The sequence below is a fragment of the Mycolicibacterium sp. XJ662 genome (assembly GCF_053484035.1).
Genome location: NZ_JBEFTL010000005.1, coordinates 17,279 through 36,001, shown reverse-complemented (window position 1 = coordinate 36,001; position 18,723 = coordinate 17,279). Strand labels below are relative to the sequence as shown.

Genomic DNA, 18,723 nt, shown 5'->3' with positions numbered 1-18,723 from the left:
ATTTCAGGCAACTCACTGAATGGGTTCGTCCCCGAGGATGGTGGTGCGCAGCATCTCGCGCGGCGAATCCGGGTCGTATGGCGTCGCCCGGTGCAGCACACCGCGGTTGTCCCAGATGACGGTGTCGCCGACCGACCACTTGTGGCTGTAGACCTTGTCGGCCCCGGTGGCGCGGTCCAGCAGGTCGGCCAGCAGCGCGCGGCCCTCCTCGACATCCATCCCGACGACGTAGTCGGCCGACGCTCCCAGCACCAGCGATTTGCGTCCGCTGCGGTGCGTCCACACCAGCGGGTGCTCGTGGGTGGGCCGGGCCCGCCACCGCGCCAACTGCTCGGGGGTCGGATCCGGGGTCACCCGGCGCTGGGAGGCCTCCAGCGAGTGCACGACGCGCAGCGACGCCAACCGCGCCTTCTCGTCGTCGCTCAGCGCGTCGTAGGCCCCGTAGGCGCTGGCGAACTGCGTCTCACCGCCGCGCTCGGCCACCTGTCGCGCCGAGAGCACCGTGGCCATCTGCGGGTACTCGTCGCCGGTGGGCGTGCAGCCGTCGATGTGCCAGTCGAAGGTGGCCCACAGGTAGGCCGCCGACGCGTTCTTCGACTTGTCCAGCGTCACCGGGTAGATCCCGGCGACCGGGTGGTGCCCGTCGGAGGAGTGATCGATCTGGCCCAGCCGTCGGCAGAACGCGACCTGCGCCTGCGGGTCGAGGTGAAGGCCAGGAAAGACCAGCACGCCGTTGTCTTCCAGCGCCTCGAGCACCGCGGCGCCGAACGCGTCGTCGGATGCCAACGTCTCGGAATCGAGCCCGGGCACCTCCGCTCCGACCGAGGACGTGAGCTTGTTGATCGTCAGCAGACTCATGGCTGCCCTGCACTTTCCGTCATGGCACCGGCGCGCTGACGCGGTGCATGACGGCGTCAGCGGAGTCGGCGGGCTTTTGGGTTCCGAAGATCTCGACGGCCATGGAGACCATGACCATCGAGTAGATGAGGTGCAACAGGTTCAGCACATCGTCGGGCAGGTCGTCGAGCGGGAACTTGTCGCAGTAGTCGATCGCCTCCTCGAAGCGCGGCGTGAACGCGTCGTAGAACCGCCGGATGTCGGCCATCGGCGTGTTCATCCGGGTGTCCCACCGCTCGGCTTCTGTTGCCAGGCACCACTTCTCGGCGAACGGCTCGAACTCGGCGAAGGCACTGGGGAGTCGGGGTTCGGCCATGGTCACACCCCCACCGGTTTACGCTCGGCCTTGTACTGCTCGACCCAGTCGACGGCCACCTTGTGCAGGTGGCGCACCAGGATCTCCTGGTCGCTCAGCGGGAACTCGTCGACGATCGGCTCGTCCAGGCCGTATTCCAGCGCCGCCTGCGTGCCGCCCAGCATCCCGGCATCCTGCAGGGCGAATTCCTTGAGCACCACCGAGGCGACCTCGTGTTCGACGCGCTCACGCACGGTACGGGCCGGGTGAAATGCGGTGTACGCCTCGAACTTATGGGTGTTGTGCGAGGTGGGCCAGTACCGGTACAGCAGGTACCAGCCGTGGTAGATCAGGATCTCCAGGTTCGGGAAGATCTGGAAGTTCGTGATACCCCACGGCTCGATACCGCCGGGGTTCAGCCCGGCCGAGAAGTGCGTCTCCGGCGTGTGCCACGGCCCCACCAGGCCGCTGCGGGTGGCCCGTTCGACCGGATACATGTACTCCGGGTCCAGCAGCCATCGACGCGTGCCCGCGGTGGACACCAGCCGGTGCGGTCCGTCGATCTGGAAATGGCCACACTCGAACGTCGCATTGGGCTGGCGCACAGCCGAAGGCACCTGTTGGGAGTGCAGCGAGGGCACGTGGTAGTACTCCTGGAACGCGTCGGCGAAGATCTTCCAGTTGCTGTTGTTGTGCGCCTCGAACTCGTAGCGCTCGGTCATCAACTCGAAGGGGTAGTCGTCGAGCGCGGTGATCATCGGGCCGAGGAACTCGCGCAGGCTCATCCGGGGCTCCGGATCGAAGTTGATGAAGATGAAGCCGTTCCACACATCGCAGTTCACCGGGCGCAGGCCGCGCTGCGAGGCGTCCAGGTCGAAGAACTCGCCCTCCTGCTGGACGAAGGTGAGCGCGCCGGTGAGGTCGTAGCGCCAGCCGTGGTACTTACAGGTGAACTGCCGGCAGGTGCCCTTGACGTCCTCGTTGGGATAGTCGTTCCACACCAGCTTGTTTCCCCGGTGCCGGCAGATGTTGTAGAAGGCGCGGATCTTCTCATCGCGGCCCTTGACCACGATCACCGAGACCTTGGCCGCGTCGATCTCCTTGGTGAAGTAGCTGCCGACCCGCGGCACCTCCTCGACGCGCCCGATGTTGAGCCAGGCCCGCTTGAACACGGCCTCACGTTCGAGTTCGTAGAACTCCGGTGAGGTCGAGTCCCGAAACGAGATCGGCCCGGTACCCAGCTCCGGGTAGTGCTCCGTCCAGCTGCCCTCCGCGGGCTTAGGCCACTTACCCATGCGAACCTCCCTGTGTCAGTTGGAACCTCATCACATCACCGATCCGCCGTTGACTCCGAGAGTCTGGCCGGTGATGAAGCCGGCTTGGTCAGAACAAAGGAAACCCACCGCGGCGGCGATGTCGTCACCGGTGCCCAGGTGACCCAGCGGGATGCTGGCGGCCATCTGGTCGTTCGGCGGCAGGTGCCCCGCGGCCTGCGACTGATGCTGCATGGGTGTCTCGATGCCCGACGGCGGAATGTTGTTCACCGTGATACCGGCCGGACCGTACTCGCGGGCAAGCGATTTGGTCAGCGACAGCAATGCGCCTTTGGAGGCGGCGTAGTGCGCCATCCCGGGTGACCCGCGTTGGGCGCTTGACGACGAGATCATCACGATGCGGCCCCAGCCGGCGTCGAGCATGTCGGGCACCGCGACCTGACAGCAGTGAAAGGTGCCGGTGAGGTTCACGTCGATCAGCCGCTGCCAGGCCTGCGGGCTGATTTCGGTGAACGGCGCGAAGTCCACGGCGCCCGCGCTGGTGACCAGGATGTGCACCGGCCCCAACTCGGCGCGCACCTTGTCGAACGCCGCCTCGACGGCCGCCCGGTCGCTGACGTCGACCGCGTGCGCGTGTGCCGTGGCACCGGTGGCGCGCAGGTCCTCGGCGACCCGTTGGGCCGCCTCACCGTTGAGGTCGAATACCGCGACCTTGTGACCCCGCCTGGCGAGCTCATGACAGGTCGCTTCGCCCATGCCGGAAGCGCCTCCGGTAACCACCGCTACGCGGCTCATCGAATTCGCTCCATCGCAGGACCTTTCACCTCTACTCGTAGACCACGTGCACCGTTGGGCTGGTGGGCAGCGACTGGCAGGTCAGCACCCACCCCTCGGCCACCTCGTCGTCTTCGAGCGCGTCGTTGTTGAGCATTCTGGCGCTCCCGCTGACGATGCGGGCCATACATGTTCCGCACGAGCCGGTCTCGCACGACGACGGTGCGCGCAGCCCGGCCATGCGCGCGGTCTGCAGCAACGTGTTGCCTTTCCGGTAGTCCGCCGTGGTGGTCTTGCGATCCAGTTCGATGATGATTTTCTCGGTGACCTCGGCGGAGGCGGCGACGGCGTCGCTGGGCAGTGGCTCGACGTGAAACCGCTCCAGGTGCAGGCGGTTGCGTGGCACGCCGGATCCCAGCAGGCTCTGCTCGGCGGTGTCCATGAAAGGTCCGGGACCGCAGATGTAGTAGTCGGCGTCGACGCCGCCGTCGAGGAACGCCTCGACAGCGGCCTGACTGACGACGCCTGACTCGTCGTCGAAATGGTGTGTCACGGTGAGCCGGTCGGGATTGGCCGCGGCGAGCGCGGTCAGCGAGGCGGCGAAGATCACCGATTCGCGGCTGCGGTTGGCGTAGAACAACCGCACCCGCCGTGTCGAATTCGCCAGCGCGCTGCCGATCAGCGAGAAGATGGGCGTGATGCCGCTGCCGCCGGCGAACGCGACGATGTCGCGCTCGTCCTCGCCGAGGACGAAACGCCCTTCCGGTGGCGCGACGCAGATCTCGTCGCCCGCTGCGGCGGCGTCGTTCAACCAATTCGAGACCAGCCCGCCCGGATCACGTTTGACGGTGATCTGCAGTTCGTCGCCGCAGTGCGGGAACGACGACATCGAGTAGCACCGCTGATGACGGCCGCCGTCGACGTCGACCTGCAGCGTCACGTATTGGCCGGCCCGGTAGCGAAAGCTCTGCGCACGGTCGGCGGGCACGTCGAGGACCAGCGACACGGCGTCACAGGTTTCGCGCACCACTCGCTTGATGCGCAGCGGCGCAAACTCCTCGGTCATCGCCGCCCACAGTATCAAGTACTTGTGATTGATCTCAAGAGGCAGTTCGTGCCGTCACGCGGGTGCGTATCGCAGCATCGTGACGTCGTGCTCGGGATAGTCGAAGAACACCGGCCGCACCCGCATGCCCACCTCGAGGTCGGACGGGTCGACGTTGACCAACTCGGTGGAGAACCGCGGCCCCTCGTCCCATTCGACGATGGCCAGCAGCTGCGGCACCGCGTCGGCGAAGTGCGGTCCGACGGGCCGGCGCGCCACGGTGTAGGAGTACAGCGTGCCCGCACCGGAGATCTCGCGCCATTCGAGGTCGTCGGCGAGCGTGCGCGGGGCGCGGACCCGCGGATAGAACACGTAGGCGTTCGCCGACGGCGAGTACTGGATCACGATGCGGTGCTCGCGCAGCGCATCCCAGAACGGCGCGGTGGTTGGCGTCTTGACCGGCATCGGGCGCTCAAAGGTCGTCATCGTCAGTCTCCTTCGAGGACCAGGGCGGTCTGTTCGGACAGGATCCCTCCGTTGCCGGAGACGAACGCGCGGTGGCAGTCGCGCACCTGGGCGGCATTGGCGCGGCCCATGATCTGTCGAGCGGCGTCGCAGACGTGGTGCATGCCGCCGGCGAGTCCGGCCTGACCGAACCCGAGTTGGCCGCCCGCGGTGTTCAGCGGGAAGTCGCCGCGAAAGGTCAGGTCGTGGTCGGCGACGAACTTCATCCCCGTGCCCTTCTCGCAGAACCCGGCGTCCTCCAGGCTCAGCAGCACCGTGATCGTGTAGCAGTCATAGATCGACACCATGTCCATGTCGGCGCGTCCGAGTTCGGTCATCCCGAACGCGGTGTCGGCGGCCTCGGCGATCGGGGTGTGCAACAGGTCGGCCGCGTAGGTCGGGGTCTTGAACGGCACGTGTTCGCCAAAACCCTTGACCCACACCGGACGGTGGCGGGTGCGGCTGGCGATGTCGGCGTTCGCCAGCACCACTGCGGCCCCGCCCACGCATGGCATCACGATCTCGAGCATGCGAAGCGGGTCGGCGATCACCGGGCTGGCGAGCACGTCGTCGACGGTGAGCGGCTTGTCCTTCCAGATGGCGCCCTCGGTGTGGTTGGCGTTGATCCGTTGGTCGACGACGATCTTGGCCATCGCCCGTTCGTCGTAGCCGTACACCGCGCCGTAGCGGGTGGCGACCTGACCGTAGGGCCCGTTCTGGCCGAGGTTGCCGTAGGGAATCTCGAATTCCGCTTGCGGTGAGCCGTACTGGTTGCTCGACGAGCCGAAGAACACGGCGTCGACGAGCGCTTTGGGCTTCTTCTCCGACATCGGCGTGATGTAGCGCGCCGGCAACGCGCACAGCACCACGTCACACAGTCCCAGTTCGATCGCGGCCGCCGCGCGCCACACCATGGCCGCGGCGCTGGCCCCGCCGAGGTCGACGAGCTCAGCGAAGTTGGCTCTCACGCCGAGATATTCGGCGATGGTGGACGGTACGAAGATCTCGGATTCGCCGAGATGCGACGTGACGATGCCGTTGACGAGTTCACCCGAGAGACCGGCATCGGCGAGCGCATCTGCCGAAAGTTCGGCCCACTGCTCGAGCGTGAACGGTGCTGGTGACGCCTTGTTCATCCGCTCCGGTGGCAGCTCGACGTACCCGACGATCGCGGCTTCGCCCCGTAATCCCATGGTGGCCCTTCGCTTGTGGTTGACGGCTATTTGCGCGGTAAGCCGAGGATCATCTGCGCGACGATGTTGAGCTGGATCTCCTTGGTCCCGCCGCCGATCAGTTCGGCGGGCACCCGCAGATACGGCTGCGCGACAGGCGGATCGGATTCGGCGACCATCGCCAGCCGTCCGGTCGACCCGAGCGTGGTGGCGAACGTGCGGCGCAACAGTTCGTTCATCGCGATCTTGGCGACGCTGGAGGCGGCGCCGGTGGTTTGGCCGTCGAGCAGCCGGATGGTCTCGCGCACGCCCAACGCCTTGATCGCATGCGTGTAGGCGTCGAGCTCACCGAGTTCGCGCACCAGGTCGTCGTGGATCTGCTGCGGCGACGCCGCGAGCCGGCGCAGCGCGGCCGCCCTGTCGAACTGCACGTAACCGCTGATCGCCGAACGCTCTTCGGCCATCGTCGCGATGGCCAGCCCCCATCCCCCGGTGGGCTCCCCGAGGAGCATCTCGTCGGGCACGAACACGTCGGTCAGAAAAACCTCGTTGAACTCCGTCTCGCCGCTGGCCTGTCGGATCGGCTGCACCTCGATACCCGCCGACCGCATATCGACGATGAAGTAGCCGAGCCCGCGGTGCTTGCGCACCCCCGGGTCGGTGCGGGCGAGCAGCGCCCCGTAGTCGGCGCGGTGCGCCGACGACGTCCAGATCTTGTGTCCGGTGATGTGCCATCCGCCGTCGACCTTGGTGGCGCGCGTGGTCAGCGCGGCCAGATCTGAGCCCGCGCCCGGCTCGCTGAACAACTGACACCACGCGAGGTCGCCGCGCAGGGTCGGCGGGATCAGCCGCTGCTGCAGTTCCGTCGAGCCGGCCCGGATCATCGACGGCAGGATCCACTCGGCGATCCCCAGCGACGGGCGCACCAGCCCCGGGCGCCGGGCGAACTCCTCGTCGATGATGAGTTGCTGCAACGGTGTGGCGTCGATGCCCCACGGCCGCGGCCACTGCGGTGCGATGAGCCCCGCCTCGGCGATGAGCGTGCGCTGCGCTCCGGTGGCAAAATGCTCGTAGTCGCCCTGCTTTCCGGGTCCGTCGTTGCGCTGTGCGGCGGCCGCGTCCAGCGCCTCGGCCACCCGTGCCCGGAAGTCGGCTTCGGCGTCGCCGAGGTTCACCGAGAAGTTGCGTTCGGTTTGTACGGTCGTCTCGCCCAGTCGCCGGGCCCACCCGCTTCTGGTGCCGATCGAACCGGCCAGGCTGGTGGCCCGTCGCCAGTGCACGTGCAGGTCGTGTTCCCAAGTGAAGCCGATGGCCCCGAACATCATCAGCGTGTCGAGCACCAGGCCCGGGCACGGCAGCACCGCCATCAGGGCCGCGCCGGCCGCCGCCATCCGGTGCTGTTCGAGGGGTTCGTCCGCGGCCCGCACGGCGTCCCACGCCGACGCGTTGGCCAGCTCGCTGTTGACCAGCAGCATCGCAGCATTGTGTTGCAGCGCTTGGAATGTGCCGATCAGCGTGCCGAACTGTTCGCGGGTGCGCAGATGCTCGGTCGCCGCGTCGACACACCACTGGGTGATCCCGGCGGCCACACACGCCGCGAGCGCGACCGCGACGTACTCCGCGCGGTCCGCGTCGATCCCGTCCAGCGTCGCGTCGTCGGCGACCGGGTAGTCCTCGAGCCCCAGAAAACCGATGTCGGTGAGCAGGTCGGTGCCGACGACGGGCTGGGTGCTCGCCGACGGCTGCGTGGTGTCGACGGCCACCCACAGCGTCTCGCCGTCGTCGGTGCGGGCGCCGACCAGAGCGACGCCGGCAGAACAGATCCCGGCGATCACCTCCGAGGCGCCGCTGACCAGCCAGCCGTCGTTGGCCGGCCGCGCGCGAAACGTTCCGTGCTGCGGCAGGATCAGCGCGGCCGGGGTTCCCGCGGCCAGCTGGGTGAGCAGGGTCTGCGCCGACGGTGACGGGTGGGCGAGCAGTGCGACCGCGCCGGCCACGACCGTCGGCACCAGCGGACCTGCCAGGGCCGCTTTACCGGCGGCCTCGAGCACACAACCGGCGTCGAGCAGTTCACCGCCTTGGCCGCCGTAGCGCTCAGGTAGATGCACGGCGTGAAACCCGTTGGCGGTCAAGTCGTTCCACCACGTCGGCAGCTCGCCCTGGGCCAGCGCATCGAACACCTCCCGTGTCGATGCCATCGGGGCGTGCCGCGCAGCGAACCGGCCGACCGAGTCGGCGAGCTCGCGTTGCTCCGGCGTGAGTGCCAGGCTCACAGCGCCCGCTCGCTGCTGGGGTTGCTCATCGCCGCCACGGACTTGATCGGTACGCGTTGTCGTCGGAACCCAGAAATCCGCCTGCTCCGATAACAAGCTTCTTCGTCACTGGCGGGCCCCGGAATCCTCTGGTCTTTACGAGACGAACCGTCTCGTCTTGCAAAGGTTAGTAGTTGCTGTCACCATCTGTAAAGGCCGTCAGATGCGGAGTCGTTCAGTGGTCACCGAAGCGCGCGCCCCACGCCGTCGCAGCGAGAGATCTCGGGTGGCGATCGTCACCGCGACAAAGGAACTGCTGCTCGAGCGCGGATTCGACGGGCTCAGCATCGAGGCCGTGGCCGCGCGCGCCGGGGTGGGTAAGCAGACCATCTACCGGTGGTGGCCGAGCAGGCCCGCGCTCGTCGCCGACGTGCTGCTCGAAGACGCCGACAAGATCTTGCGTGCCGTCGAGCACACCGAGGACCTGACCGCCGATCTCACCCGCTGGGCGGTCAAACTCGCGGCCACGCTCACCACCGCCCGGGGACACGCGATGCTGCGCATCCTCACCGTCGCCGGCATCGAGCACGACGACACCCAAGCCCGCATGTACGCCGGCTTCAGTGTGCCGTTGCACGACAGCGTGAGAAACCGGTTGCGCGCCGCCGGCCTGCGCGACGCGGCGGCCCAGGCCGCCGCCGACGCGATCGTCGGCGGGATCGTCTACGCCATCCTCAGCGAGGGCCGGTCCTTCCGCCGCAGCCGCGCAGAGACGATCACCCGCACGGTCCTCGACGGGGTGATGTCCTGAGTGGCGCCTAGTCGCCGATGTGGTCGTCGAAAAGCGTGTGGCCCGTGCCCTTTTCCACCACACGGGCCAGCAGATCGCGCAGCGTGCGTTGCTCTTCGGGGGTCAGCACGCCGAAGACGTCCTCATGGGCGGCGATCGCGTCGCTGACCACCGCGGCGGCGACCTTGCGGCCCTCGGGGGTCAGGTAGGCCTTCAGAATCCGCGCGTGGTGGGGGTCTGGTTTGCGCTCGACCAGACCACGCTGCTCGAGCGCCTTCATCGCGAGTTGCACTCCCTGCGGGGTGATCAGCAGGCGACGCGCAAGCTCGGCGCCCGAAAGGCCGGGCTCGTTGGTGAGCTGACGCAGCACACCGATCTGTGCGGTGCTGACGCCGTGCTGGCTCACCGCGTCGTTGACCGCCGTCAGCGAGAAGTACCAGGCCTGCTTGAGGTGCCACAGGATGTTGTCGGCCAGTTCCATGCCGAGATCCTCTGCCACGACCTAGCTCCCATCGTGCTTGTAGATGCGGCCGTCCTTCATGACAAACCGGACGTCGAGCGTAGTCGCGATGTCGCGGGACGGGTCGGCGGGGACGGCGATGACGTCGGCGCGGTATCCGGGTGCGAGCCGGCCCAGTTCGTCGTCGGCCTCGATCAGCTCGGCGCTGGTGATGGTGGCGGCGCGCAGCGCATCCATCGGTGACATCCCCCGAGACACCAGAGCACACAGCTCTTTGGCGTTCTGGCCGTGCGGTATCGCCGGTGCGTCGGTGCCGCATGCGATGCGGACTCCGGCGGCGATCGCCTTCGGCAACATGGACTGCGCGCGCGGAAACACCTCTTCGGCCTTCTTGCGCAGCTCGGGGGCGATCCGGTCGATGGCCATCGCCTCGGTCAGATACGTCGTCGACACCAGGAAGGTGCCGTGGTCGACCATCATCTGGATCGTCTCGTCGGAGGCCAGGAAACCGTGTTCGATGCAGTCGATGCCGGCGCGGATGCATGCCCGAATCGCGCTGTCGCCCACCGCATGCGCGGCGACCCGCACCCCGGCGCGGTGGGCCTCGTCGGCGATCGCGGCGAACTCGTCGTCGGAGTACTGCTGGGCGCCGGGCGCGGTGCTGTGCGACATCACGCCGCCGGATGCCGACACCTTGATCAGCTTGGCGCCGTGGCGAATTTGGTAGCGCACACAGGCGCGCACGTCGTCGACGCCGTTGGCGATGCCCTCGGCGACCGACAGCGGCATGATGCCGGGGGCCAGCCGCTGAAAGACCGTGGGGTCGAGGTGTCCGCCGTACGGGGTCACCGCATGCCCGGCCGGGTAGATCCGCGGACCCACGTGCCAGCCCTGGTCGATGGCGCGCTGCAGGGCCACGTCGAGCAGATAGCCGCCCGTCTTGACCATCAGGCCCAGGTTGCGCACCGTGGTGAAACCCGCTTCCAGCGTGGTGCGGGCGTTGACCGCGCCACGCAGTGTCCGATACACCGGATCGTCCTGCACCCCGTGCATCGGGCTGGGCAGACCCTCCGGTCCGCCGGGGCCGCCGATGAGCAGGTTCAGCTCCATGTCCATCAGGCCCGGCAGCAGCGTGACGTCGCCGAGATCGATGTCTTGTACCGGATCTTTGGGCTCCTCAACGGGATTGACTGCGGCGATCCGGTCGCCCTTTACCACCAACACCGCCGGTGCGCGCACCTGGCCGGCCTCGACGTCGGCCCAGCGCTGCGCCCGTAGAACGGTGACGGCGTCGGTCACGGCACGGGTTCGATTACGCAGTCCAGCGTCGAGGCGCCCGAATCGGGCACCCGGGGCTGCTTCCAGCACTCCACCGGGAAGGACACCATGATCATGGAGTACAGCAGGCGCATCAGGTTGAGGACATCCTCGGGCATGTCGTCGAGGGTGAACTTGTCGCAGTAAGTGAGCGCCTCCTCGGCGCGGGCGGTGATCGCGTCGTAGAACGCCTGCATGTCGGTCATCGAACTGGCCAGCCGTTTGGCGTAGCGCTCCGGCTCGGTGGCCAAACACCAGTCCGAAAACGGTTCCAGGTCGGCGAATTCCGGTGGCAGCTTCGCGGTCATCGGACTACACCCCCGCCGTCTCGCGTTGGTACTGCTCGACCCAGGAGGCGGTCTCCTTGTGCAGGTGGCGGATCAGCACCTCCTGATCGCACAGCAGGAAGTCGTCGAGCACCTGCGACTCGATCATCGACTGGGTGGCCTCCAGCGTGTTGGCGTCCTGCAGGCCGTACTCCTTGAACGAGACCGCCGCCAGCTCCTGCGCGACGCGCTCCCGCGGGGTACGCGCCTGAGGGAAGTACAGGTTGCCTTCGAAGATGTGCGTGTTGTGCGACGTCGGCCAGTAGTGGTAGGTCAGGTACCAGCCCTGCCCCCAGAACAGGATCGTGAAGTTCGGGAACAGCTGGAACGAGTCCAGGCCCCACGGATCGCATTTGGCGGGGTTCAGCCCAGCCGGCATCTCGCCGAGATCCGGTTTGTCCCAGGGTCCGAACAGCCCGCTCTGACAGATGTCTTCGATCGGTTTGCGCATCTCGTCGGCCATCTCCCAGGCCCGCACACCCGACGTGCTTACCAGCCGGTGCGGGCCCTCGATGCGGTAGTGCGGCGCCTCGAAACCGGCTTCGGCCGCAGCCTTCGAGTAGGCGGTGGGCGACTGGTTCGCATGCAGTACCGGTGCGTGGTAGAACTCCTGGAACGCGTCCATGTAGAGCTTCCAGTTCGCTCCGATCTCCGAGCGATAGGTGAACCTCGTGGTCATCTTGTCGAACGGATAGCCCTCGAGGTCGGTGATCATCGGGCCGAGGAACTCACGCAGCGACTGTTCGGGTTGTTTGGCGAAGTTGACGAAGATGAAGCCTTCCCACACGTCGCAGTGCACGCCGACCAGGCCGTAGCGGCTCTTGTCGAGGTCGAAGAACTCGCCTTCCTGCTGCACGAACGTCAGGTTGCCGTCGAGGTCGTAGCGCCACGCGTGGTACTTGCAGGTGAACTGCCTGCACACGCCGCTGGTCTCCTCGAGCGGCATGTCGTTCCACACCAGCTTGTTGCCGCGGTGACGGCAGATGTTGTGGTAGGCCTTGACCTCACCAGATGTCGTGCGCACCACGATGATCGACGTGTTGGCGACCTTGATTTCCTTGGTGAAGTAGCTGCCCTTGCGCGGAAGTTGTTCGACGCGGCCGACATTGAGCCAGGCCCGCTTGAAGATCGCCTGGCGTTCGGCCTCGTAGAACTCGGGGCTGATCGAGTCGTCGTAGGACACCGGTTCGGTGCCCAACTCCGGATAGTGCTCGGTCCAGCTGCCTTCGGGAGGTTTGGGGAATCGGGCCATTGACTTCTCCTGTCCACGCGACGATGCCGACGGTATATGCTCCCCACCGCAATCGCAAGTAGTTGATACAGCGCCGCGTGCGGGTGGCTGCGCCGATTTCGGCGCGGGAGCACTCCCCCCGCGAGCAGACGCAGAAGGCCCTAATAGCAGGCGGAAAAGGGGCCATCTGCGTCTGCTCGCGCTTAACGCCCCTCCCGCGCCGGCTGAGGGTCACGGAAGCTTGATCGCCGAGACGTACATATCGACGATCGGCCGGTAGAGGTCGACGTCATCGAGTTCGCTGCCGAGCACGATGGCGTCACTGGTCGCGATCAACACTCGAGCCAGCGTCATCGGCGAAATCAGCACCGTCCCCCCAAGCCTGTCGACCCCGTCGACGATGAACTTCGCCAACTTCTCGACCACCTCCGAGCGTTTGGCGGCCACGCGGTCCCGCGCCTCCGGGTTGCGCAGAAGATAGAGGGTGAACTCGTGGCCCAGTGCGGCGTGCTCGGCGCCGCGGTCGCGGCTGAGCTGTCGCCACCGGGTGGCGATGTCGTCGCGCTCACGCGCACCCACCTGCTCGGCCGCCGACATCACCTCGGCGAAGTTGTCGAAGTAGCGCCGCCAGTACCGGTCGCTGACCGCCAGGAAGAGCTCCTCCTTGGTGGCGAAGTGCTTGTAGATGGCGCCCTTGGTATAGCCCGCCGCAAACGCAATGTCATCCAGAGTCGCTGCGGTGAACCCCTTTTCGCCGAACACATTCTCCGCGGCGTCCAACAACAGGGAACGCGTGTGCTCGAGTCGCCGCTCCCGCGTCCACCGCTCGACCATGACGGAAGTCTGCCACAAAGTTTCTAAGAAACCATTGAGTTCTCCAGATACTCATCGGTATATTCACTCGAGTCGCGCTGCCGAGGCGCGCCGAGGAGGCGTCGTGAGCGAACTGTCAGACAAGAAGTCCCCCGCCACCGAGTCACTGAGCACGGTCGGTCGGCTCGAGGAGCCGACCGCGCGGCCCTCGAATCGGGTCAAGATCTGGGCCACGCTCGGCGGGCTGATCCTCGTCTTCCAGATCTACGTGTGGATCCGCTGGATCACCGGGCCCTACTTCACGCCCGTCGATCCCGGCCCGACGGACCCGCCCACCTTCATGAAGGTCGCCCTGATGATGTGGCAGATCGGTTCGCCGGTGCTCTTCCCGGTCGCGATCTGGTGGTTCATCATCCGGCCGTGGCGCCGCGAGCGGCGCATCACCCTCGACGGCATGATCATGGTGTCCACCGGGCTGTTCTTCTTCCAGGACCCGCTGCTCAACTACATCAACACCTGGTGCACCTACAACGCCTGGGCCTTCAACATGGGCTCGTGGGCACCGCACGTCCCCGGCTGGCTGTCCCCCGAGCGGCCCGGCGCGCAAGTCGCAGAACCGTTGGGTATCAACGTCTCCGGCTACGCATTCGGCGTGCTGCTGTGCACGATCTTCGGCTGCTGGGTGATGCGCAAAGCCCAGCAACGCTGGCCGAACATCGGCACCAAGGGGCTGATCGCGGTCGCGGCGGTGTGGGCGTTCTTCTTCGACTTCGTCATGGAAGGCCTGGTGCTCATGCCGCTGGGTATGTACACCTTCCCGGGAGCCATCCAGTCGCTGTCGATCAACGCGGGCACCTACTACCAGTGGCCCATCTACGAGGGGTTCATGTGGGGCGGCGTGCAGGCCGCGCTGTGCTGCCTGCGCTTCTTCACCGACGACCGCGGACGCACCGTCGTCGAGCGCGGATTGGACAACGTCCGTGGCGGTTTCGCCACCCAGCAACTGGTCCGCTTCCTGGCGATCTTCGCCGCGATCAGCGCATCGTTCTTCGTCTTCTACATCATTCCCGCGCAGTTCATGGCGACCCATGCCGACCCGTGGCCCGAAGACGTGCAGAAGCGCTCGTACTTCACCTCCGGCCTGTGCGGCGACGGCACCGACCGACCGTGCCCCGACCCCAACCTGCCCATCCCCACCAGGCATTCCGGCTACATCAACACCGACGGAGAGTTCGTCCTGCCCGAAGGTGTGGAGATGCCGGCGGTCGTGCCGCACGAACGGAGCGAATGAGGTGTCGGCCAACAACCAATCCGCGACGGTCGAAAACCGCACGGCAGCACCGTTTTACCGTCCGGTCGGCGACGAGGCCGAGGTTTTCCGCGCCGCCGCCCGGCGTGGGCTGCCGGTGCTGCTGAAAGGCCCGACCGGCTGCGGTAAGACCCGGTTCGTCGAGGCGATGGCTCACGAACTCGGCCGTGATCTCATCACGGTCGCGGGCCACGAAGATATGACGTCGGCGGATTTGGTGGGCCGGTTTCTGCTCAAGGGCGGCGAAACGGTTTGGGTGGACGGTCCGCTGACCCGGGCGGTGCGCACCGGCGCCATCTGCTATCTGGACGAAATCGTCGAGGCGCGCCAAGACACCACTGTGGTCATCCATCCGCTGGCCGACCACCGTCGCGAACTCCCGGTCGACCGGCTCGGCACGACGTTGTCGGCCGAACCCGGCTTTCAACTCGTGATTTCCTACAACCCCGGCTACCAGAGCGTGTTGAAGAACATCAAAGAGTCGACGCGCCAGCGGTTCATCGCCATCGAGCTCGACTTCCCGCCACCGGAAGTCGAAACCGAGATCGTTGCGCACGAAGCCGGTATCGACTCCGACACCGCACGGATCCTGGTGTCGGTCGGCAACGCGATCCGCAACATCGATGGCTCACCGCTGGGCGAAGTGTCGTCGACGCGCATGCTGATCCTCACCGGCGAGCTCGTCGCCGAAGGCCTCAGCCTGCGCCGGGCCGTCCAGGCGGCCATCGTCGAGGCGCTCTCCGACGATCGCGATCTCATCCGCGCGCTCGGCGAGCTCGTCGACGCCGTGCTACCGCGGACGTGACTGCGTCCGATCCGCAAGGACCCGAACGCTTTCGGCTTCTCGCCGCGTTCGCCGCCGGTCGATCACTCGACCTCGCGGAGGCACCGGTCGGTCAGCCCGCATACACCGACGGGCAGACCATCTTCGTCTCGGCGAGCCGCTCCCCCGCCGAACAACGCCGCGAAGTGGTGTTACAGGCCGCGCTGCTGGGCGCGGGCAGCCTCGACGCGAACCTGGTCAAACCGTTACGGGGGCGGCCCTCACTTACGCGTCGGTACCTGGCGATCGAGGGCCGCAGGGCACTGGCCGAGTTGGCGCAGCGCCTGCCGGTGGCTACCACGTTCGACATCGGCGGATCCCCGAGCACGGCGTCAGCCGCGGAGTCGCTCGAAATGGCTAGGGGCCGAGCTAGAGTGGGAAGTCCGCCGGAGTGGTTCGGCGTCATCAAACCCGCGCGGTTAGCCAAACCTTCGGCGCGACCCGGTGAGCCCGGCACCGATGATGACCTGCGCCTGAAGATCGACTCGATCAAAGCTGCCCAACCCGAAGACGACGACGAGGACGACGACGAGCAGGGCGAGGAAAGCAAGATCCTCAAGCTGTTCGACAACCCGTTGTTCAACTCCGAAGCGGTCGGTGAGTTCCTTCGCAAACTGCTCGGCAGCGCGCGGTCCTCCTCCAGCAGTTCGGGCGGCGGCAAGGTACCCGTCGGCTCCGTGCGGCAGGCCCGCTCGGCCGGCCAGCAGGCCCGGCCGCTGCCCCGCCGGATCCATTTCACCGACGACGGAAATCCGGGTGCCGCCGTCGGCGTCGGCGGGGCACTGCACCCGGAGTGGGACGTCTACAAGAACCGCTACCGACCCGAATGGTGCCGCGTCATCGAGTATCCGCTGACGACGCGCGCCGACGTGTCCGGTGCCGGCGTCGCGCACGACGACGTGCTCCGTCGTCGCCTGTCTCGCATCGGTCTCGGAACAAAAGTGCTGCGGCGCCGCGCGGACGGCGATGAACTCGACATCGAGGCGCTCGTCGATCTGTCCATCGATCTACGGTGCGGCTACTCACCACCCGAACACGTCTACGTCGAACGCCGAAAGGTCGCCCGCAACCTCGGCGTGCTGATCCTCGTTGACGCGTCGGGATCGGCCACCGACGCCGATCCGCAGGGGCTCGCCGTCCACGACCACCAGCGACGTGCCGCAGCCACCCTGGCGGCCACGCTCGAAGACCTCGGCGACCGCGTCGCGGTGTACGGCTTCCGATCCGAGGGCCGCCACGCCGTGCATCTGCCCGCCATCAAGACCTTCGATCAGCGTTTCAACGCGCTCAGCCGCGCCCGACTGAACCAACTGCAGCCCTCGAACTACACCCGCCTCGGCTCGGCGATCCGGGGCGCGGGCGAAATCCTCAAAGCCGAGTCGGGCACCCCGAACCGGCTGTTGCTCGTCCTGTCCGACGGATATCCCTACGACCCGGGTTACGAGGGCCGCTACGCCGAAGCCGACGCGCACAAGTCGCTCGAAGAGCTGCGCTTGGATGGTGTTGCGTGTCTTTGCCTTTCGCTCAGCACCACCACCGGCGCCGAGGCGCTTGAAAGAGTCTTCGGCTCCGCGAGCCACGCCCGCGCGGCCCGGCTGAACGACCTGAGCCCACAGATGGACAGCCTATTTCTGTCGGCGCTGCGTGAACTCGCCGCCCCACGGCCCGCCCAGCGGAGCACCCACGCCGGCATCGGCCGGGAACCGCGCACCGGCACCGTATCAAGTAGTTAACATTTCAGCCGCGGTGCGCTATGACTTAAGGGATGCTCTCCGGAGAGAAGATCCTCATCACCGGCGCGACAGGGAAGATCGCCTTTCCCATCGCCCGGGCACTCGCCCACCACAACGAGGTGTTTGGGGCGGCACGGTTGCGCGATCCGGCCGACCGCAGCCGATTGGCCGACGCAGGCGTCGCGCCGGTCGCCCTGGATATGAGCACCGGTGACTTCTCCTCGCTGCCCGGCGATTTCACCTACGTCTTCCACGCTGCTGTCGACGACGGCACCGGCGATTGGGCCACCTGCCTCGCCACCAACGCACAGCACACCGGTGACCTGTTGTATCACTGTCGCGCGGCAAAGGGGTTCGTGTTCTGTTCGACGGGGTCGATCTACGCATATCAGGGCCGGCGGCCGCTGACCGAGTCGGATCCGCCCGGGGTGCCACTGCGGGCGAACTACAGCTTCTCCAAGGTCGCCGCCGAGGCCGTCTGCACATGGGTCGCCACGCAATACCAGATTCCGCTGACCATCATCAGGATCTGTTCCACCTACGGCCCCGAAGGCGGCGCGCCCGCCGATCGTCTCGACGCAATCTTGGCGCACAAGCCGATACGGCTGCACCCGGACCGGCCAAACAACTACAACCCGATCTACGAAGACGATTATGTCGCGTCGGGCATCAAGGCGATGGAGGTCGCGGATACGCCGCCGATCACGGTCAACTGGGCGGGCAGCGAGACGGTCAGCGTCGAGGAGTACTGCACCTACATGGGTGAACTCGTGGGCGTCGAGCCGACCTTCAGCTACAGCCCCGAGGCCCACACACCGCTGTGGCCCGACGTCACCCGCATGCACGAAATACTCGGGCGAACGAAGGTTCCGTGGCGCGAGGGGTTTCGCCGAATGATCGAGGCTCGCCACCCCGAAATCACCTTGTCACAACCAGAATCGGAGTAGAGGTGTCGATGGAGCTACCCGGTACACCGTCGGACGAGGTGCCCGAAGTCCTCGCGAACGGCGACGGCGACGTCACCACGCTGTTCGTCTCGATGGCCAGACGACACCCCGACGGGGCCGACGCTGACTACCTACGCTGGCATACCCTCGACCACCGCCCCGAACAGCACCGGCTGTCGGCGGTGCGCGCGTCGATGCGGCTGGTGTCCACCCCCGGATGCCGCTCCGTACGCGCGGCGAGCCAAACTCCCTACGACGCCATCGATCACGTGATGACGTACTTCTTCACCGGAGTCGCCGGGATGGAACCGTTTCTGGCGCTGTCCAAGTCGCTCGGCGATGCAAACCGCAAACTGCCGCTGCTACCGCCGGTCGAACGCGGTGTGTACGACGTAACCGACCGGACCGCCGCGAAACGGATCAAGGCCGGCGCCGACGTGCTGCCGTGGTGGCCGAACCAAGGCGTCTATCTCCTGTTGGAGCAGGGCTCGGCCGAGTTGGAACCGCTGGTCGACATCGACGGTGTGGCCGGCGTCTGGGCAGCGACATCACTGCCGGTCGGCACCCGCTTGGCGAGCGCTCCTGCTGGACAAACGATTTCGTATTGCTTCCTCGACCAGGACCCGGTGTGCACGGCTGAACGACTTAGGCCGGCGCTAAAGAAGCGGTGGCGTGGCGGCGATATCCAACCGCTGTTGGCTGCACCGTTTTATCCGGTCGTACCGTACGAGTGGGACCGCTATCTGCCGTAGGGAGTGGAC

General features: G+C 66.7%; 19 protein-coding genes. 6 read left to right on the top strand and 13 right to left on the bottom strand.

The window, feature by feature from the left end; translation table 11 throughout:
* Nucleotides 1-12 precede the first annotated feature (12 nt).
* Genes ABQE93_RS15760 through ABQE93_RS15725 form a run of 8 tightly spaced genes read right to left on the bottom strand, consistent with a single transcriptional unit; the run spans nucleotide 13 to nucleotide 8,234 of the window.
* Nucleotides 13-858, bottom strand: a complete 846-nt coding sequence (locus ABQE93_RS15760) for a TauD/TfdA dioxygenase family protein (RefSeq protein WP_448409073.1) — start codon at nucleotides 856-858, stop codon at nucleotides 13-15.
* Between the two features lie 19 nt (nucleotides 859-877).
* A complete protein-coding gene (locus tag ABQE93_RS15755; RefSeq protein WP_448409074.1) occupies nucleotides 878-1,213 on the bottom strand; it encodes a hypothetical protein in 336 nt (111 codons plus the stop codon).
* A gap of 2 nt (nucleotides 1,214-1,215) precedes the next feature.
* The gene (locus ABQE93_RS15750; RefSeq protein ID WP_448409076.1) at nucleotides 1,216-2,487 is read right to left on the bottom strand and encodes an aromatic ring-hydroxylating oxygenase subunit alpha; all 1,272 of its coding nucleotides are present in this window, start codon (nucleotides 2,485-2,487) and stop codon (nucleotides 1,216-1,218) included.
* A 30-nt stretch (nucleotides 2,488-2,517) separates the two neighbouring features.
* Entirely contained in the window at nucleotides 2,518-3,261 is a 744-nt protein-coding gene (locus ABQE93_RS15745) for an SDR family NAD(P)-dependent oxidoreductase (protein ID WP_448409078.1), read from the bottom strand.
* Between the two features lie 31 nt (nucleotides 3,262-3,292).
* Nucleotides 3,293-4,306, bottom strand: coding sequence for a 2Fe-2S iron-sulfur cluster-binding protein (locus ABQE93_RS15740; protein ID WP_448409080.1), 1,014 nt, complete (start codon nucleotides 4,304-4,306; stop codon nucleotides 3,293-3,295).
* A gap of 54 nt (nucleotides 4,307-4,360) precedes the next feature.
* Complete coding sequence (locus ABQE93_RS15735; RefSeq protein ID WP_448409081.1) at nucleotides 4,361-4,771, bottom strand: Zn-ribbon domain-containing OB-fold protein; 411 nt, start codon at nucleotides 4,769-4,771, stop codon at nucleotides 4,361-4,363.
* Nucleotides 4,772-4,773: 2 nt separating this feature from the next.
* Nucleotides 4,774-5,982 (bottom strand): thiolase family protein, encoded by a 1,209-nt coding sequence (locus tag ABQE93_RS15730; protein WP_448409083.1) that lies wholly within the window; start codon nucleotides 5,980-5,982, stop codon nucleotides 4,774-4,776.
* A gap of 26 nt (nucleotides 5,983-6,008) precedes the next feature.
* Complete coding sequence (locus ABQE93_RS15725) at nucleotides 6,009-8,234, bottom strand: acyl-CoA dehydrogenase family protein (RefSeq protein ID WP_448409084.1); 2,226 nt, start codon at nucleotides 8,232-8,234, stop codon at nucleotides 6,009-6,011.
* 202 nt (nucleotides 8,235-8,436) lie between these two features.
* Here ABQE93_RS15725 and ABQE93_RS15720 point away from each other — a divergent pair, with 202 nt between their 5' ends.
* Nucleotides 8,437-9,024 carry a TetR/AcrR family transcriptional regulator gene (locus ABQE93_RS15720; RefSeq protein ID WP_448409086.1) on the top strand — a complete coding sequence of 196 codons (588 nt, stop codon included), beginning with the start codon at nucleotides 8,437-8,439 and terminating at the stop codon, nucleotides 9,022-9,024.
* Between the two features lie 7 nt (nucleotides 9,025-9,031).
* Here ABQE93_RS15720 and ABQE93_RS15715 read toward each other — a convergent pair whose 3' ends face one another.
* The 5 genes from ABQE93_RS15715 to ABQE93_RS15695 all read right to left on the bottom strand — a co-directional run bounded on the left by ABQE93_RS15715 (nucleotide 9,032) and on the right by ABQE93_RS15695 (nucleotide 13,171).
* Nucleotides 9,032-9,484: a MarR family winged helix-turn-helix transcriptional regulator gene (locus ABQE93_RS15715; RefSeq protein WP_448409153.1), complete on the bottom strand. Its 453-nt coding sequence runs from the start codon at nucleotides 9,482-9,484 to the stop codon at nucleotides 9,032-9,034.
* 21 nt (nucleotides 9,485-9,505) lie between these two features.
* The gene (locus tag ABQE93_RS15710) at nucleotides 9,506-10,762 is read right to left on the bottom strand and encodes a metal-dependent hydrolase family protein (RefSeq protein ID WP_448409087.1); all 1,257 of its coding nucleotides are present in this window, start codon (nucleotides 10,760-10,762) and stop codon (nucleotides 9,506-9,508) included.
* Nucleotides 10,759-11,088: a hypothetical protein gene (locus ABQE93_RS15705; RefSeq protein ID WP_448409088.1), complete on the bottom strand. Its 330-nt coding sequence runs from the start codon at nucleotides 11,086-11,088 to the stop codon at nucleotides 10,759-10,761. The genes ABQE93_RS15710 and ABQE93_RS15705 overlap by 4 nt, the downstream gene beginning before the upstream one ends.
* Before the next feature lie 4 nt (nucleotides 11,089-11,092).
* Nucleotides 11,093-12,358, bottom strand: coding sequence for an aromatic ring-hydroxylating oxygenase subunit alpha (locus tag ABQE93_RS15700; protein WP_448409089.1), 1,266 nt, complete (start codon nucleotides 12,356-12,358; stop codon nucleotides 11,093-11,095).
* 210 nt (nucleotides 12,359-12,568) lie between these two features.
* A complete protein-coding gene (locus ABQE93_RS15695; RefSeq protein ID WP_448395361.1) occupies nucleotides 12,569-13,171 on the bottom strand; it encodes a TetR/AcrR family transcriptional regulator in 603 nt (200 codons plus the stop codon).
* 103 nt (nucleotides 13,172-13,274) lie between these two features.
* Between ABQE93_RS15695 and ABQE93_RS15690 the strand changes: the two genes are divergently transcribed.
* The 5 genes from ABQE93_RS15690 to ABQE93_RS15670 are packed head-to-tail and all read left to right on the top strand — an operon-like array spanning nucleotide 13,275 to nucleotide 18,714.
* Complete coding sequence (locus tag ABQE93_RS15690; RefSeq protein ID WP_448409091.1) at nucleotides 13,275-14,441, top strand: spirocyclase AveC family protein; 1,167 nt, start codon at nucleotides 13,275-13,277, stop codon at nucleotides 14,439-14,441.
* Between the two features lies 1 nt (nucleotide 14,442).
* Nucleotides 14,443-15,264, top strand: a complete 822-nt coding sequence (locus ABQE93_RS15685; protein ID WP_448409092.1) for a CbbQ/NirQ/NorQ/GpvN family protein — start codon at nucleotides 14,443-14,445, stop codon at nucleotides 15,262-15,264.
* The gene (locus ABQE93_RS15680) at nucleotides 15,261-17,015 is read left to right on the top strand and encodes a nitric oxide reductase activation protein NorD (protein WP_448409093.1); all 1,755 of its coding nucleotides are present in this window, start codon (nucleotides 15,261-15,263) and stop codon (nucleotides 17,013-17,015) included. Before ABQE93_RS15685 ends, ABQE93_RS15680 begins: the two co-directional genes overlap by 4 nt.
* Nucleotides 17,016-17,047: 32 nt before the next feature.
* Nucleotides 17,048-17,962, top strand: coding sequence for an NAD-dependent epimerase/dehydratase family protein (locus ABQE93_RS15675; RefSeq protein WP_448409095.1), 915 nt, complete (start codon nucleotides 17,048-17,050; stop codon nucleotides 17,960-17,962).
* 8 nt (nucleotides 17,963-17,970) lie between these two features.
* Nucleotides 17,971-18,714, top strand: coding sequence for a hypothetical protein (locus ABQE93_RS15670; protein ID WP_448409097.1), 744 nt, complete (start codon nucleotides 17,971-17,973; stop codon nucleotides 18,712-18,714).
* Nucleotides 18,715-18,723: the final 9 nt, after the last annotated feature.

Coding starts and splice junctions, on each gene's coding strand:
- ABQE93_RS15730 (WP_448409083.1), bottom strand. CDS start 5,982: ATGGGATTACGGGGCGAAGCCGCGATCGTCGGGTACGTCGAGCTGCCA.
- ABQE93_RS15700 (WP_448409089.1), bottom strand. CDS start 12,358: ATGGCCCGATTCCCCAAACCTCCCGAAGGCAGCTGGACCGAGCACTAT.
- ABQE93_RS15755 (WP_448409074.1), bottom strand. CDS start 1,213: ATGGCCGAACCCCGACTCCCCAGTGCCTTCGCCGAGTTCGAGCCGTTC.
- ABQE93_RS15705 (WP_448409088.1), bottom strand. CDS start 11,088: ATGACCGCGAAGCTGCCACCGGAATTCGCCGACCTGGAACCGTTTTCG.
- ABQE93_RS15670 (WP_448409097.1), top strand. CDS start 17,971: ATGGAGCTACCCGGTACACCGTCGGACGAGGTGCCCGAAGTCCTCGCG.
- ABQE93_RS15735 (WP_448409081.1), bottom strand. CDS start 4,771: ATGACGACCTTTGAGCGCCCGATGCCGGTCAAGACGCCAACCACCGCG.
- ABQE93_RS15715 (WP_448409153.1), bottom strand. CDS start 9,484: ATGGAACTGGCCGACAACATCCTGTGGCACCTCAAGCAGGCCTGGTAC.
- ABQE93_RS15695 (WP_448395361.1), bottom strand. CDS start 13,171: ATGGTCGAGCGGTGGACGCGGGAGCGGCGACTCGAGCACACGCGTTCC.
- ABQE93_RS15740 (WP_448409080.1), bottom strand. CDS start 4,306: ATGACCGAGGAGTTTGCGCCGCTGCGCATCAAGCGAGTGGTGCGCGAA.
- ABQE93_RS15760 (WP_448409073.1), bottom strand. CDS start 858: ATGAGTCTGCTGACGATCAACAAGCTCACGTCCTCGGTCGGAGCGGAG.
- ABQE93_RS15745 (WP_448409078.1), bottom strand. CDS start 3,261: ATGAGCCGCGTAGCGGTGGTTACCGGAGGCGCTTCCGGCATGGGCGAA.
- ABQE93_RS15750 (WP_448409076.1), bottom strand. CDS start 2,487: ATGGGTAAGTGGCCTAAGCCCGCGGAGGGCAGCTGGACGGAGCACTAC.
- ABQE93_RS15720 (WP_448409086.1), top strand. CDS start 8,437: ATGCGGAGTCGTTCAGTGGTCACCGAAGCGCGCGCCCCACGCCGTCGC.
- ABQE93_RS15675 (WP_448409095.1), top strand. CDS start 17,048: ATGCTCTCCGGAGAGAAGATCCTCATCACCGGCGCGACAGGGAAGATC.